This window comes from Chitinophaga sp. Hz27 (assembly GCF_042263525.1).
Lineage (GTDB): Bacteria > Bacteroidota > Bacteroidia > Chitinophagales > Chitinophagaceae > Chitinophaga.
This window is the reverse complement of record NZ_JBHKFJ010000002.1, coordinates 472,076-488,450: the sequence shown is the minus strand read 5'-3', so window position 1 is coordinate 488,450 and position 16,375 is coordinate 472,076. Positions and strand designations below refer to the sequence as shown.

The 16,375-nt window shown below is 41.3% G+C and carries 14 protein-coding genes and 1 tRNA gene; 9 read left to right on the top strand and 6 right to left on the bottom strand.

The features are described 5' to 3' along the window. Window positions 1–48: 48 nt before the first annotated feature. On the bottom strand, window positions 49–2,133 hold the full coding sequence (locus ACE38W_RS05860; protein WP_375829435.1) for a lamin tail domain-containing protein: 2,085 nt from the start codon (window positions 2,131–2,133) through the stop codon (window positions 49–51). A 561-nt stretch (window positions 2,134–2,694) separates the two neighbouring features. Here ACE38W_RS05860 and ACE38W_RS05855 point away from each other — a divergent pair. Next, window positions 2,695–3,471, top strand: a complete 777-nt coding sequence (locus ACE38W_RS05855) for an alpha/beta hydrolase (RefSeq protein ID WP_375829433.1) — start codon at window positions 2,695–2,697, stop codon at window positions 3,469–3,471. Between the two features lie 75 nt (window positions 3,472–3,546). Here the strand turns inward: ACE38W_RS05855 and ACE38W_RS05850 are convergent, their stop codons facing one another. Next, window positions 3,547–4,467, bottom strand: a complete 921-nt coding sequence (locus ACE38W_RS05850; protein WP_375829431.1) for a hypothetical protein — start codon at window positions 4,465–4,467, stop codon at window positions 3,547–3,549. 318 nt (window positions 4,468–4,785) lie between these two features. Between ACE38W_RS05850 and ACE38W_RS05845 the strand changes: the two genes are divergently transcribed. From ACE38W_RS05845 to ACE38W_RS05830, 4 genes are all read left to right on the top strand, one after another. Continuing rightward, window positions 4,786–5,484 (top strand): alpha/beta hydrolase, encoded by a 699-nt coding sequence (locus ACE38W_RS05845; protein WP_375829430.1) that lies wholly within the window; start codon window positions 4,786–4,788, stop codon window positions 5,482–5,484. A 121-nt stretch (window positions 5,485–5,605) separates the two neighbouring features. Further along, entirely contained in the window at window positions 5,606–6,466 is an 861-nt protein-coding gene (locus ACE38W_RS05840) for a helix-turn-helix domain-containing protein (protein WP_375829429.1), read from the top strand. Between the two features lie 47 nt (window positions 6,467–6,513). Then, window positions 6,514–7,308, top strand: coding sequence for a helix-turn-helix transcriptional regulator (locus tag ACE38W_RS05835; RefSeq protein WP_375829427.1), 795 nt, complete (start codon window positions 6,514–6,516; stop codon window positions 7,306–7,308). Between the two features lie 55 nt (window positions 7,309–7,363). Continuing rightward, the gene (locus ACE38W_RS05830; protein ID WP_375829426.1) at window positions 7,364–9,322 is read left to right on the top strand and encodes a M1 family aminopeptidase; all 1,959 of its coding nucleotides are present in this window, start codon (window positions 7,364–7,366) and stop codon (window positions 9,320–9,322) included. A 156-nt stretch (window positions 9,323–9,478) separates the two neighbouring features. Here the strand turns inward: ACE38W_RS05830 and ACE38W_RS05825 are convergent, their stop codons facing one another. Then, a complete protein-coding gene (locus ACE38W_RS05825; protein ID WP_375829424.1) occupies window positions 9,479–9,631 on the bottom strand; it encodes a hypothetical protein in 153 nt (50 codons plus the stop codon). Window positions 9,632–9,837: 206 nt separating this feature from the next. Here ACE38W_RS05825 and ACE38W_RS05820 point away from each other — a divergent pair. The 3 genes from ACE38W_RS05820 to ACE38W_RS05810 all read left to right on the top strand — a co-directional run bounded on the left by ACE38W_RS05820 (window position 9,838) and on the right by ACE38W_RS05810 (window position 12,388). Further along, window positions 9,838–9,921: transfer RNA gene (locus tag ACE38W_RS05820), tRNA-Leu, on the top strand. Between the two features lie 341 nt (window positions 9,922–10,262). After that, the gene (locus tag ACE38W_RS05815; protein WP_375829422.1) at window positions 10,263–11,189 is read left to right on the top strand and encodes a hypothetical protein; all 927 of its coding nucleotides are present in this window, start codon (window positions 10,263–10,265) and stop codon (window positions 11,187–11,189) included. Window positions 11,190–12,046: 857 nt separating this feature from the next. Further along, a complete protein-coding gene (locus tag ACE38W_RS05810; protein WP_375829421.1) occupies window positions 12,047–12,388 on the top strand; it encodes a hypothetical protein in 342 nt (113 codons plus the stop codon). 31 nt (window positions 12,389–12,419) lie between these two features. Here the strand turns inward: ACE38W_RS05810 and ACE38W_RS05805 are convergent, their stop codons facing one another. From ACE38W_RS05805 to ACE38W_RS05795, 3 genes are all read right to left on the bottom strand, one after another. Further along, window positions 12,420–12,974, bottom strand: a complete 555-nt coding sequence (locus ACE38W_RS05805) for a hypothetical protein (protein ID WP_375829420.1) — start codon at window positions 12,972–12,974, stop codon at window positions 12,420–12,422. A gap of 188 nt (window positions 12,975–13,162) precedes the next feature. Next, the gene (locus ACE38W_RS05800) at window positions 13,163–13,753 is read right to left on the bottom strand and encodes a TetR/AcrR family transcriptional regulator (protein WP_375829419.1); all 591 of its coding nucleotides are present in this window, start codon (window positions 13,751–13,753) and stop codon (window positions 13,163–13,165) included. 4 nt (window positions 13,754–13,757) lie between these two features. Further along, a complete protein-coding gene (locus tag ACE38W_RS05795) occupies window positions 13,758–15,341 on the bottom strand; it encodes an ABC-F family ATP-binding cassette domain-containing protein (protein WP_375829417.1) in 1,584 nt (527 codons plus the stop codon). 219 nt (window positions 15,342–15,560) lie between these two features. Between ACE38W_RS05795 and ACE38W_RS05790 the strand changes: the two genes are divergently transcribed. Further along, window positions 15,561–16,241: a TIGR02117 family protein gene (locus ACE38W_RS05790; protein WP_375829416.1), complete on the top strand. Its 681-nt coding sequence runs from the start codon at window positions 15,561–15,563 to the stop codon at window positions 16,239–16,241. Window positions 16,242–16,375: the final 134 nt, after the last annotated feature.

Sequence of the window (16,375 nt, the reverse complement as noted above, 5' to 3'; positions counted from 1 at the left end):
AAGAATAAAAATAATGGGAAACAGGCAACTGTTCCCCATTATAAAAAACTATAAGTAACTGAATGTAGTTATTATCTTACCTGCGTTATCTAACAGTACAGCTTTGTCGCCACCCTGATTATTCCAGACAGCATGGTTCAGCCCCCAATACAAGTTATGCTCATCATCAATTCCCTGCCCAGTCCATACTGATATATCCTGACCTGGTGAAATGGAGACATTGCCAAATACGTACGTCCATGGGTTTGAAAGAGGGTGATTTGCTGAATCATGAAGTATCCAGTTCTTTAATGATACGGTAGTCGGGTGATCATTTCTAATCACTACCCTTTCATTGGCAACTTCGTCACCTGGAGGATCAAAATCTATGTAGGTAATTCGTAACTCCTTCGTTTTATCGGGCCCTAATTCCCAAATCCGGACCATTACATTCTGACCAATTTGTTTTTCAAATCGTATACCAACAGAACCATCCGGTGTGATTATCGCAGGGTCTTCCGGTGATTCAAGGCCTTGCCTTCCTGTCTCCAGTGCATATGAGCGGGAGTCGCCCGGCCTTGTTTCATGGATAACAATAGTTGGACGCCTAAGGCCCCAGTCCCATTTTGAAACATCATGAAGTTCAACCCAATAAGTATTGGTGCGCCGGGATGAAGGTGGAATTTTGATCAACAATGCGCCAGGGATGTCGCTATGCCCCAATGGCGCCAGCATTATTGTTGTTGCAGCACCGACAGCCGGCACCAGTTGTAGGCGGCCTGCCGGAATCCCTCCAAGTTGGTTTACATATACTCCATTAAGCGCAGGACCAGCCTCCATATTTATATTCATAAATGGCAGAACAAACCTGAAACCACGCGTTGCATAACTCATGATGCAATAGTTGTCAAAGTAGGCAGTATCGGTTGTTCCTGTGGTATTATATGCTTCATTCAGGCCAAGCGCATGTCCAAATTCATGCGCCATACGCGAATGACTCCAATCATTTTTATTTGTATGTGTCAATAATACTGACTTTCCATTGCTCACCCCTCCCCAATCAGATTCCTGATTGATGATAACTACTTGTCGTTTAAAATTATCAATATTTATTTTGGTTTTACGTGCAGCCTCTATACCCCAATTAAAAGCCTGCGCGCGCTGTTCCCAATAATGCATAGCGTTATGTTCTGCGATGGTGTGGCCAATATCGAGCCAGCCTATCACCAGCCCTGTAATATTTATATGGCCATGCGTCACATCATCATAATAGTCGCGAAGGCTACCGCCTACATGACGGCCCAAAAAAACATCATGATAAAACATATAGTCGGCCACTTTTTCCGTAAGTGAACCATCATTATTCCTGAATCGACATAAGATTATACAAGTAGTTTCTTCATTTCCGGTGGTTATAGCATTTCCATAAAATACTGCATCACCATAACAATAGACACGACCGTCAGCAGCGGCCAGCCAATAGCCTTTGCCACTGCGGGTTGCTGCAATACCTACGATGGTACTGCTGAAGGGCTCCCCGACAATCGATCCATAAAATGCAGCATCGCCGAAAGAAAACACGCCACCATCACCAGCAGCCAGCCAATAACCTCTACCAGTGGGAGTTACAGCGATACCTACTACTGGTTTATTCAATGGTTCTCCACCCTTGGAGCCAAAAAATCCAGCATCGCCAAAAGAAAACACCCCACCATCACCAGCAGCCAGCCAATAGCCATTGCCAGTTGGTGACGCCGCAATTCCTACTACTGGTTTGTTTAAACGTAGATCCGGCAAGGATCCTAAAAACGGAGCATCGCCAAAAGTAAACACGCCACCATCGCCGGCGGTCAACCAGTAGCCTGCACCAGAGGGAGTAGCAACTATTCCAACCACTGGCTTGTTTAGCGGTTCACCACCTTTGGAGCCGTAGAATTGAAGCGTACCCAATGTAAACACGCCACCATCGGCAGCAGTCAGCCAATAACCATTTTTGCCAGGTGACGCCGCAATACCAACAATCGGCTTATTTAAAAGTTGGCCGGCCATAGAGCCATAATACGTGGCGTCTCCAAATGCGTAAACACTCCCATCGGTATCGGTGAGCCAATATCCTTTACCAGAAGGAGTTCTTGAAATTCCTACAATGTACATGGATGTAATTTTGGGGTTAATGATTAATAATACTAGAACACTGTTATTCATAGCAAACTTTTGCACAGCTATTTTTTGTCGAATCATTGGTAATGAAGAAAGTATCAATGCTACGCCTGTATACTATTATAGCAATAGTATTATTACATAGCATTAAGGATGACTATGCATCATGCTTAGAAAGATTTTTACCTATAAGTTGCACTTTATAAAGTAACAAAAATGGAATACATTCTTTGAAAGGCGCTACAGTATTAGCTTCTACAAAATTTAAATCAAAAGACATCGGGGAACAAACTACTTAATGGGGAAGTTTGAGCATAGTCAAATTAGGTAAAAACACTGCAATAATACTGCAACCAGCATGTCCTAAACAAAAGACACTAGATATGTTAACCATCAAATCGTATTATCAGGTTTAAAATCCTCAATTTGGTAGCATTTATATAAGAAAGGGAAATAATTACAATTAAGCGGGAAAATAGCTATCTGTCTATCGAACCATCTCTTCTCATCTTTGTATCACAAAACAAATTAATCACATCTCAAAAAAATAAAAAGATGAAAACAACAACCCTTAAACACAGTATCCTCGCAGTAGTTATCGCGCTTTTCTCTGTTGCAGTATTATCCATGAAAGCAAGTGCACAACAAATAAAAAATGTGGTATTGGTACATGGCGCATTTGCAGATGGTTCCGGCTATAGAGCGCTGTATGAAACCCTTACCAAACAAGGATATCATGTAACTGTAGTACAAAATCCACTGAGTTCTTTAGCAGATGATGTAGCAGCTACCAAGCTGGCATTAGACAAGCAAGATGGCCCGGTTATCCTTGCAGGACACTCCTGGGGCGGTGTCGTAATCACCGAGGCAGGCAACCATCCTAAAGTGGCAGCCCTGGTATATATCGCAGCATTTCAACCAGATAATGGAGAAACAGCACTGCAGTGGTTCCAGACCGCCAAACCAGCTCCAGAAAACGGCGTATTACCAGCAGATGCCAATGGCATTGTTTATTATGATCATGCAAAATTCCATGCAGGATTCTGTGCTGACTTAAGCAAAGCTGATGCTGATTTCATGTATGCTTCACAAGGTGCTTTTGCTGGTAAATGTTTCGTAACACCAATCACTGAGGCTGCCTGGAGGACCAAGCCTAGCTATGGTATCGTTGCTACTGAAGATAAAAGCATTTTACCTGAAATCGAACGTAATATGTACAAACGCTCCAATACAAAAATCACGGAGATAAAAGGTAGTCATGTGGTATTTATGTCACAGCCTCAGAAAGTAGCTGATGTTATAATGAAAGCAGCGAAAGAGGTTTCCAAATAAACAGGATATTTGTCTGAATGAAAAAACGGCTTGTAAGTTAACCTTACAAGCCGTTTCGTTTTATGTGAAACCTGATTATTTACTAGTAACAAAAGAGGCCATTTTAGGGATCATATTCGCTAAGCAAACGCCTATATTAAAAGCAGCTGTAAAGTTCTGCGCTTCTGTTTTCACGTTACCATTTGCATCTTTGCCGTTTACATCATCATCAAAATGTCCTTCTCTGTCTGTAATACCTGACATAAATATGAATGGCGCCTTGCACAGCAAACGGATAACACCATGCGTAGTTTCCACGGAGCCTACAGGCAATTTATTACCAGTATTTGCAAGCGCCTGAAGACCGCTTGTATCAGAAGTGGCATAATCTGCATAGTTGGTGATATTCACTACGCTAACGCCTATATAATCTTTGTCGGACATCACCTGGATATTAGCTGCGGGATTGCAGAAAGGCTTCAGTAACCGCGCTCCTATTGCACTAGTGGTTGCCTGGTCCAGAAGTTTGAAGAAGTTAGGAGAGATAGCAGAAGGAAGTACTTTCTCAAAATCGTTAGGATCGTCCCATTTGCTTTGTGGATTTTGTCCGTTAGGATGAAAATTATGAATGAAGATATTACTACCCATCACCACGCAACCATTGTTGTTACCGCCATCCAGGCCAAGTGCCGCAGTACCTAATGCCACTACGAGATCCGGCGTTTCCTGGCGATAGTGCAATACTTTAGGCAGGTCGGCATGCTTGCCCTGGGAGCTGGAAGGGTTCCATTGGGTATCCATGATATCCTGGATGCACCAGAGTTCAATGGTTACACCAGGGAAATTATCCCAGATAGCGCGTGGCTGCGGAGAACCAGGCAGGAAGGTCCAGGGATAGTTCAGATGAGTAGGATTCGGAAGTTCTGCGGGGCGCATTCTGACATTTAACAAGGCATTTAAAATGGGTTCTACTTCCCATGATTTGTTACCAATTAACAGGACTCTTTTAAGACTCATAATTTGAGATGTTTTATTATGAATGAAACAGTGAGACTGTGTTTAAACAGGGGCTTGAATTACAGTGGTTAATTGAGGCGTTTAAATTTAACCTGGCAGGCCAAATTTCGCAGTTGTAATAACATCGGAAGAACAAAAAGGTTTTGTTGAGATCATCTATTATTCAAATTCCATTTTAACTTACCTTTATTAACTAACCCTAATTCCCTATAAAGGGAAATATATACAACAAATCAGGTAATCTACTAAATATCCCACCCTGTTAACGGGTGTACCTTTGAATCATCAAACAAACATTAACCTTAAAACTTACCTCAAATGGCAAATCAAAATGTAAAAAACGTCGTATTGGTTCATGGTGCTTTCGCTGATGGATCTGGTTACAAAGGTGTTTATGAATCCCTTACCAAACAAGGATATAACGTTACCATAGTACAAAATCCTTTAACATCTCTGGCAGATGATGTAGCGGCTACACATACCGTACTTGACAACCAAGACGGCCCTGCCATTCTTGCCGGCCACTCCTGGGGCGGCGCCGTTATCACAGAAGCCGGCAACCATCCTAATGTAGCAGGTCTTGTTTATATCGCGGCCTTCCAACCTGATAACAATGAAACTGCTTTGCAGTGGTTCCAATCGGCCCCTCCTGCTCCGGAAAATGGCGTGCTGCCTCCAGATAGCAAAGGCATCGTGTATTATGATAAAGACAAGTACCATGCAGGATTCTGTGGTGATCTATCCAAAGAACAAGCTGCGTTTATGTATGCCTCTCAAGGCGCCTTCAAAGGCGAATGTTTCTTAACTCCTATCTCCAATGCCGCCTGGAGAAATAAACCTACTTTCGGCATCATTGCCACTGATGATAAAAGCATCAACCCAGACATCCAGCGTAATATGTACCAACGCTCCAACACACAAGCAAAAGAAATCAAAGGCAGTCATGCTGTCTATATCTCCCAAGCCGAAGAAGTGGCCAATGTAATTGCATCCGCTGCACAGCAAGTAAGCAATTAATCTTTCTATTTGCTGCATCCCGGCTGCTGCATACTCGCTGCAGCCGGGATGTTGTTTACAAAGGATTTTCGTATATTCGATTTGCCCGTAAACCGGTATATACAGGTTAATCGATATAAATATGAAACTGAAAATATCTGACGACAGAACAGGTGGGGAATTACTACTGATGAAAGATGAAGCTGCCATTGACAGAAAGCCCTACATGCGGGATCGGTTTCACAAATATTTTACCATTGTATGGAACCCAGGCCCGGATCAAACAGTTACCATCGACGGAACTGAAAAAGCCTTTCCTTCCAATACCTTACTGACACTGCTTTTTGATCAGACATTTAGCTTTGAGGATTCTGCTTCCTTGATCGCCTGGCAATTTAACCGCGAATTCTATTGCATCCTGGACCATGACAGTGAAGTAAGCTGCGTGGGATTCCTCTTCAGTACTACCGATCACCTGCTGATACAACTGGAAGAAGAGGCGCAGCAAAAACTTAAACTCCTGACGGAAGTCTTCATAGAAGAACTAAAAACAACAGACCATATCCAGCATGAAATATTGATAGTGCTACTTAAAAGGCTGATCATCTATATAACGGGATTGGCTAAACTGGGTTATGTTCCCAGTAAAAAGATTGATGAATCCCGGTTTCACATCATCCGAAAGTTCAACCTATTGGTAGAAGCCCATTTCAAATCTGAGCACATGGTCAACTTCTACGCACAGCTGCTTTATAAATCTCCCAAAACATTATCTAATCTCTTCTTGCTCTTTAATCAAAAATCACCCTCTCAAATTATCCAGGACAGGATTATACTGGAAGCGAAAAGGCTGTTATCATATACAGATAAATCAGTGAACAGTATCACCTACGAACTGGGATTCAATGATGTTGCATATTTCTCCAATTTTTTCAAGAAAAAATGTGGCGTGTCGCCATCGGATTTCAGGAATATGGTGCCGGTGGAAACGCTGGCGCAATAAGGTATCACTGGGCTATTTATCTCCGTTGAAAATAGTATATTTACTGCATGAATATTGTTTTGTCGGCCGGACATTATTTTGGGAAAGAACAACAGTGTAATGATGCTGGTCTGTTCCGACTGAACATTACCGACTATCAGCCAGAAACACATATTCACAAGCACTATCATGAAAATGCTTACCTGAGTATGCTAATCAGTGGCGGCTATCGGGAGATCAATAATAAAGCAGAAGATATAATACTTCCCGGGCAGGTGCTGTTTCGTCCTTCTGGATATACACATGCCAACCATTTCCATGCACAGCCTGGCCGATGCCTGAATATAGAATTCAATCATGAAGCATTACAGGAAATATTGCCAGACAAAAGACTACCAGGCGCTTTGATGATTTTTAAAACCGGCGTATTGGAAGATTTATATAAGCTGTTATATACGTTTTTACAAGATCCACACAGCAGTTTATCAGAAGAGTATATGCTCAATTGCCTGGCAGATATGACGGCGGTTACGATTCCCAGCCGTCTGCCCTGGTTTGGGACAGCACAAAAAATCCTTGAAAACGATTTTGACACCCATCATACCATCAAGTCTTTAGCTGCCAGTGTTTATGTGCATCCTATTTATCTGGCAAGAGCTTTCAAAGAACGTACAGGCCTTACCGTAGGAGAGTACCAAATGAAAATGAGGACCCGCAAGGCGATGCAATTATTACTCAGCTCTTCCTTATCAATAGCGGATATTGCTTTTGCTGCTGGCTTCGCCGACACAGCCCATCTTATCAGGTCATTCAAATCGAAATACCGTATCACACCCCTGCGGTTCAGGAGGTTGTTGAAATAGTTAATCTGGTTCAATTTTTTCTGCACGGACTGGTGTTTCTTTGTAAAAAAAGAACATGCGCCGACTTATAGCCCTACTGTATTTGTTATCTCCCCTGACGCTGTTTGCATGGCAAAAGCCGGATTATCAACTACAAGTAACTGCCGATCCTCAACATAAAAGCTTTGCTGTAAAAGGCACGCTTACATTTGAAAGCAGCCCTGCTTTTGCAGATTCAGTTGCTATTACTATCAGTAAAGCTAAAGGCCCTGTAAACATACAGCTGAAAGGCGCCGTTGGCAGTATGGATACCAGCCTGAATGCCTCCGGAGATGTGGTCTATCGCTGGCGTTTTAAACATTCCCTGCAATCAGGCACCCGCCTGACTTTCAGCTATGCTTACGACAGAGGCGATGCACCTGCGTTTCAATATTATATGGATAGCAGCTTCTGTATGGCCGGAGGTTATGGTGCGTCGTGGTACCCTCAGCTGTTATCTCCTGCCGCTGATGGAACAGACGATCCTACCCGTGGTACCGGTACTATTCGTGTAACCGTTCCCGTTGGCATGATGCCTGTAATGGCTTCCAGCAAGGTTAGCAACAATAATAGCACTTATGAATTCCAGTATACCCAACCAGACATTTTTTCTTTGTATATAGGAAGATATTCCCGCAGCGAATACCAAAGCAAAATTCCGTTTTATGTATATAGTCTGAATAACACCAGCAACCATGATGATATTTGTCGCAAAGCCGCTGCAGTACTGGATTACCTGACCACTAAGTTTGGACCACTCGATATTCCGAATTTCTCCGTTATTGAATTTCCAGATGTAGTATCTGAAAACACGGGTATAGGTGGCGCCAGCATATTGGGCGGTGTGGTGATGCCAGCCAGCGCGTTAAGAGATTTTAACTATGCATTGTTTGGCCATGAAATAGGCCACCAGTGGTGGGGAAACAAAGTATTGTCGAATGGCAGCGCCGGCGCAGATATGATGTCGGAGGCCATGGCACAGTATGGATCTTTGCAGGTGGTTATGCAGTTCGACAGTGCTAATGCTTTGAAATACCGTACCACAGGCTATCCTGGCTATATTTCCAACCAGAGTGGTATTGGCTATTTGAAAAATGTGGCAGCAGGCAATGATGAACCACTGACCCGGATGACTGGCGGCAATGGTCATATAATTGGTGACAGCAAAGGATTTCTTGCCTGGGAATTGTTATCCAATGTTGTTGGCAAAGATAAATTTCATAAAGCGCTGCAGCGTATAGGCGAGAAATATGGAAAAGATGGAATTAGCTGGAATGAGTTTCTCCAAGAGATTTCTTCTGCCCACGGCAGCAACCTGCAATGGTTCTACCAGCAATGGTTTGAGCGCACCGGCGCACCGAAATGGGAAAGCAACTGGCATCAGCAGGAGCATACCTTACATCTTACCATCAATCAAAAAGACAGCCTTTACCAACTGCCTCTGGAAGTATTGATCACCTATAGCGATGGTACAACGGCCTTGCAACAGGTTTCGTTGCAGCATTCCCAGGATATGTTCATGTTACCGGTAAATAAAACAGTAACAGCAGTAAAAGTAGATCCATATTTCAAGGTGTTGCACTGGGATGAAATGCTGACGCCGATGGCTACTGCACAAGCTAAAGTAATCCGTGTTGTTAATCTGCGTATTCAACAAAAGCCCGCTGAGGCTGCGGCGCTGGCAAAGTCTTACCTCGCAGAAGGCATCCCTGATGATCAGTATGGTGTGGCGTTTTCTTTATATTTCCATCTGGGGCGTATTAGTTCCGCTTCCGGAAAACCAGCAGAGGCAATTGGTTATTATTGTCAGGCCTTGCAGTGTGTATCACGTCCGGCGGAGTTATTAGCTTATACATATTATCGTATTGCGCAGCTGGCAGCGACTATCAATGACAATGCCCAGTTTGAATGGGCATGTAAGAATGCGGTGCTGGCGGATGAAGCCAATAATAAATTTGATGGTATGGAAGAGAAGGTGGGGTTGATAAGAAAGTAATTTTTCTGCCTCTCATAAGCAAAACAAAAGGCTGCCTCTAAGCGGCAGCCTTTTTCGTATATTCTTAACTGTTATATGCTTTGTGATAAGGAAGTTCAACGTGCACAATCTCTGATGATGTAGTGCACGTTGATACTAATTACTCAAAAGAATCGCTCAGCATCCACGGCAGGTTCCCAGCATGGTGTGAATTGGATCACAAGGATAGTCAGGATCAGCAGTCAGTCGGCCGGCTCCTTTAGCGTTTTTGCTAAGGCCTGCAATTCTGATTTTGTCGAGATGTAATTTGCGCACAACTTTCTTTTTCATAAAACAGTGGTTTAAAGGTGACTAAATGAGTAACTCAATTTAAGCAATACTCGAGGCATCTTTTCTCCCGTAAAGAAGTGATTTTTGTTGCGGGGGTATGCAGTATCCTTCTTCCCTCTTTGAAATAAATTTAGTTTCAACGCAAAATAAATTTTGAAAATTAAAATGAGTGCTTATCTTTGCAACCCTGAAACACAAAATCAGTTGCCCAGATGGCGAAATTGGTAGACGCACTGTGTTCAGGTCGCAGCGCCTGCAAGGGTGTGCTGGTTCGAATCCAGTTCTGGGCACGTAAATGGCTTGTAAATCATCTGATTTGCAAGCCATTTTTCTTTAGCATATGGTCGAATAATCACGCCTATTCCCTCTCTTTTTGACATGCACTTGTAGTTACCTCCTGTTGGCAATTTGGCGTTGTCTATTTCTCCTCAAAAAAATAATTTTGATATTCACCTTTTACACCTATAAGTCAATACTGACAAGTGTTATGCAGAAAATCATTATAACTGACGGTAACAATCCGCATATGAGTACGTTGAGAAAGTAAGTAACTTACCCCAAACCCAATCCATATTGAGACGTTGGATCCCAATTAAACTGAATACAAACTATAAACATTAAGACCTATATCATGAAAAAAAGAGTCCTGGCCATAATTTTTTTTACGGCCTTTTCAGGTAAGTCATATGCCCAGTTAAATGTAATCACAGGTGCGAGTGCAGGCAATGACTTGTCGGCTATTTATGGCGAAACCCAATCTCAACAATCTTCTGTTCTGTCAGTTTACAATCCCGTAAATGGCCCAAGCCCTAGCATTGCTGGCGTCCTGGCAAACTTCAAGTATGATGTTAATTATGGTTTTCAATTACTGAACCTGCACTCCGACCTGGACAACTTATACTTCCGCTATCGCGTAAGTAGTCAATATCAACAATGGAGAAAGATATGGCATTCCGGAAATTTTAACCCCGACGCTGAAACACTGGATAAAATAACAGCCCGTGGAAATTTTGCCAATTCTCACATTTATATCAATCAGGGAGCCAATTTATATTTAAAAAATGATGATCCAGGCGATGTTGTTTTCATGTCTTCTAATGAAACCGAGTATGGTCGTATCTACTGCAGTCCTTCAGCATTATATTTCAGTGTTGGCAGCGTTCCTGTTCCTTACATGGCGATGCAAAAGAATCCGGATATACCTAATACCATGCGCCTACAATTGAATGGTGATATTATTACCAGAAAGGTAAAGGTCACTTCTTCCGGTTGGGCAGATTACGTATTCGCCAATGATTACAAACTTCCCACTTTTGAAGGACTAGAAAAATTCATTGCTAACAATGGACATCTACCCGGTATTCCATCGGCGACTACCTTAGAGAAAGACGGGCTGGACATAGGCGACATGCAGAAACGACAGATGGAAAAAATCGAAGAGCTCACATTATTACTTATTAAAGTAAACAAACAGGTAGAAAAGCTGGAGGAAAAAGTAAGTCAACAGCAGGTGCTGATTGATGCACAACAGCAATTTATCCTACAAAATAATAAATAAATTATCATGGAGCTAACGAATGATGGTTCTTGCCTGTGCATTATATTCACACCTGTCCCGTTCATTGCAGTCACCATTGAATAGATAACTTCACCTAATTTTTATCCTGTCTTCTGAAAAGTTAAGACAGGCTAAAAATATTTCTGTCTACAATCTACTGTATGAGGATTAAATACCTTTAACAGCGCATGATGCGCAAGTATCTAGATCCCCCTGCAAGATCATTTACACCATATAAAATCCAATAAATCGAAGATAATATGCAAACCAAGGAATATTTCGAATAGATTGATTCCCAGTGGTATGTTCGTTAATCCGCCGGTTAGAAATTCGTACTGCTAAAATCCTTCGTTTGCTTTTCGACTAATTAATAAAACCTGCCAATACCCTCCGGCTATATTTTTCATCATAACATACTTATTCCCCAATAAATTTCTTATTTTAGTATAACATCATTTCATTGTTATCAATTATCCACTGCACAAAAGATGCATCATGATAATTGGTAGAAGAGCCAAAATCCATAGTATCGTTGCTTAACTAATGCTTAACACCCTTATTCATCAGAATAAAATAGAATTGTATCCATTAATTTTTTAAGGCCTTGCCGCTGGGAAGCTTTTACAAACACCTACAACCGTTGAACAGATAAGGGTCATCAAAAATCATATACAGGTATTATTCATCATTTCAGATCAACTTAATAACATGCGCCCATTGCATCTTTTTGAAAATCCCTCTTAAATATGAAGCTCATCATTGTATTAATCATATCGTGCTTGATAATGGGATGTACCAAAGACCTCACACAGGTATCCATATCAAAGATTAACAAGAATTTTTTTAGTGAGGAAATAATGGCGAACATCAGAGGATATACAACGCAGGAAAAAATTGCGATAAATGTCTCACAAACTGGAGATACCTTACACCTGATACGCATTGAAGGGGCTTCCAACCCTTCTGATTCTACTTATAGCCTCAATGTATTACGCCCGTTTGCAGATATGGTTTGCAATATGTTAAGATCCAAAAATGGTTTTAATCAGCCCACCCAATTTGTTGTCAACTTTCAGGTTTATTCACCCATCTGGAAAACGCAGGGATGGGATTTTATCGAAAATAATTTCTATTATCAGGTTTGGGTGTCATACAAGGACTACCCTTGTACGCTCGACATGAATTACGCCATCAATTAGGTAAAAAATCAATATTTACGTCTTAAAAAATTCATTCAAATGAAGTCTGACTGAGAAAATCCTGCAGATAACATTTGATTTCCTCTCTTTCTTTATCAGGAATACTATTCTCCCTACTTTTTTTTGATCTGACGACAGTTTCATTGCCGCTGAAATTATTAGGCCAGACAATTTCTTCGCGACTTAAAAGATCATATATTTTTTGCTGATGCGATGCCTGCAAGTCGCTATCCTCCAGTATCTCCAACACCACCGACACATCTTTACGTATGGAAATCATCGCATTTTTTAAACTTGAAAGATCTTCCAGATAAAAGGCAACTTTCCCTGATAGATAATTTACCAGACGTTGTTCATCAAAGGTAGCGTACCTGCAAAATGCGGCAACATCTATCACCCCAGACGATAAAATTTCGCATAGCCGTTTGAGTTGGGCAGAATCAGTAGCAGTGGTGATGTTTTTAGGGAAATTATAATATAAATATCTATTCGGAATTCTGTTTTTGAATCTCCAATTTAATATAACCTTAGGGTTTAGGTTGAATAGCTGTATGATATCCCTGGCTGTTTCTTCAATAAAGCGCATTATTTCCTAATGTTTTTATTTCAGTAAACGAGGTAGCTCAAAGAGTATTGGTGCTACCTTTTAGCACTACACGAAAATTCGTCTCCGCGCTATAATCAGGTACGTGAAAAATCACTTTATAGATTGCGATATTAATTTTGTTAATACAATCTTATTAGGCATGGCTCAACGAAAATTTTGAAAAAGTATTATTTCTTAAACAACATGCTCATAATTATCTTTTCCCGTTCTTCTATCAACTTTTGAAAATCCTTACCAGACAAGTGAAACAGCTTTTTATAAAGTGGCGCCATGATCAAAGGATAAGACAACAAGGAAAATAAGTTCATCAGGAAGTGAGCAGGATTCATCTGCTCAATATTACCCTTTTCCATTTCGCTGGCAGCATCTTGTAAATAGGATTTTACAGGAGCAGACTGAATATTATTGATCAGTTTATGACCAAGTGTATTGATCTCCGTTATAAGAAAGGTCTCTTGATACGGAAAAGCTATCATATGCTTCAGGAACACTTTAATAATGTTTTCAGTCCTGGCTTTAAATGGTTTATCGGATAGCATGCATTCGTTCAAACGTTGGCTCAAATCCTGCATAGCATCCTGGAATATATCTGCGATTAACTGATCTCTTGAGCGGAAATAATAATGCAGCGCCGTTCTGTTAACCCCAGCAGCATCGGCTATTTCCTGGGTTGTGGCGTGTAACTTTCCTTCTGCAAAAAGCAGTCGTTTTGCGGTCTCTTTTATATGTTGCTCTGCACCTGTATTTTTGAGTGGCATACTTTTAAGTTATACTTATTTTATAGTCAATCCCTATTTCGTTGATAAAATAATCATCATGCGAAATTACAATCAAAGTACCTTCAAATTTCTTTACTGCCAATGTCAGCACTTCCAGGCTTTTCACGTCCAGGTTATTTGTCGGCTCATCGAGGATTAGTATATCCGGCGACACATTACTTACCAACAGGCAACTCAAAGATAATTTCATTCGCTCTCCCCCACTTAGTCCTGCAGACTTTTTGTCAAAGGTATCCGGATTAAACTGCGCATATACTAATAACTCCCGTAATTCCTGCTCATCTAAGCCTCGCTTATTATAGGCCTGAACTTGTTCATAGATATTCAACATCGGATCAATCATCGAATAGTTCTGATCGAGGTAGAAATAGGAGAAATCAGCATGATGATAACTACCTTCTTTCGGCTGCAACTCTCCCGTGATAATCTTTAGCAAAGTCGTTTTCCCACTTCCATTCTCTCCCTGAATCTGCACGCGGTCACCGGATTTAATTTGAAAGCTAAGATTATTCCACAGAAAGTCATCTCCGTATTTAAAATTAATGCCTGCCATGTCTATCAGCACTCTTTCAGGGCTGGGCGCTGGCGATTTGATTTCCAATTTAAGCATTTCATATTCCTCAATTTGAGCTTTGGTGGCTTCAATATTCATCTGCAAACCTGCTATTTTTTCTTCATGTGCATTCAACATCCTTGCTGTACTGCGCTCTGCTTTATTTTTCAGCCCTCCTGCAATAATGCGGGGGATGGAACTACTCATACCTGCGGACCTGGACTCTTGCTGCGCCCTATGGCTAGTCATGTCTGCGGCTTTCTTCTCGGAAGCTTTTAATGCTTTGGATTGTTCGTTTAGCCGTGCCCGTAAAGCGGTTACTTTTTCCAGTTTTTTCTGCTGATAAAAATCAAAGTTCCCCCCGAATACTTCTATTCCGTGGTCATTTAGCTCAAACGTTTTGTTCATGAGATTCAATAGTGTTCTGTCATGACTAACGATTAGCATGGTGGATTTACTTTGCTGTATCAGGTGATAGAGTTTAGTTCTGGTATGGAGGTCCAGGTGATTGGAGGGCTCGTCCAGCAGGATCAGCTGAGGACTATTCAGGTCCATGGCTGCGAGGAAAACTTTTGTTTTCTGACCACCGCTTAGCGTACCTAACAATCGATTTTCGCGGATATGCCCCAGCCCCCATTTTTGAAGCACTTGTTGTACTTTATGCGCAATATCCCAATCATCATTCAGCGCTGTAAAGTGCCGTATATCCGTGTCTCCATTCAAGATCGCCTGTAATGCCTCCAGTTGCATATCCACCCCCAAGGCCTTCGCAACAGTCCAGGTGTCATACTCACCCAAATGCTGTGGCACATACCAGGGTTGTTCAGTATGCGTAATACTTCCTGCTGTCGGTTCAATTTTCCCTGCGATGATGCGTAGTAAAGTTGATTTCCCTGCACCATTTAGGCCTATCAAGGCCGCTTTCTCCCCATCATTCAAAATAAAGCTCAGGTCCTGAAACAAGTCTTCATTATCCGGATGAACATAATGCAATGACTTTATAATTAAACTCACCAGATTTATATATTAATATTCAAATCTAGCAAATAAACATTTTTGTTAGACAAAATTGTTAAATATAAAAACAGAAAACAGGAGATAATCAACATAAATTATTTTCAATAATTGATTTATATATAATATAAACTCAAACTATTATTTGCATTTATCAACAAATAAATGCAAATAATAGTTTGAGTTTTATTACTTTGCCCATCTTACAAAAGATTTCCATTGAAAAAAGTACTGAAAATAATTGCCTATATACTCCTTTCGTTTCTGTTGTTAATTGGATTGTACCTGTCGTCTGCGTTTGTGCTTTCGCGTATGAGCACTCCTAAAGAGGAAGTTGCTGATGCGGATATTACCATTTACATACTCACCAATGGCGTACATACCGATCTTGTAGTGCCTGTACGCACTGCGCAAATAGACTGGAGTACACGGATCCCATTCAGTAATACTATCGCTAACGATAGCAGCGCGCAGCTGCTGGCTTTTGGCTGGGGCGATAAAGGTTTTTACCTGAACACCCCCACCTGGGCTGATCTGAAAACCAGTACGGCATTTAAGGCAGCGTTCAGTTTAAGCACTTCCGCCATACATACCACTTACTATCGACGCCTATACGAAGGTGACGATTGCCGTAAGATTATGATCAGCAAATCACAATATACAAGGCTGATAAACTACATCAATGCGAGCTTTAAAACCGGCACCAACGGCCTTCCCATAAAGATTGACACGCATGCAAACTATGGAAACGATGACGCTTTTTATGAAGCAAACGGCAGCTATAACATCTTCCATACCTGTAATACCTGGGCCAATAGTGGATTAAAAAGCTGTGGGCAAAAGGCCTGCCGCTGGACCATCTTTGATACAGGGATTTTTTATCAATACCGCAAAAAATAGCCATCTACGTTAGTAATATAATATTATTAAAAGCCTGTAAGCCATGCTCACAGGCTTTCAAATTTCATGCAATGAACTTTTGACAGGATTACCTGTTAAACTAATAACAGTCCCTCCTAAGCAACAAAATTTAG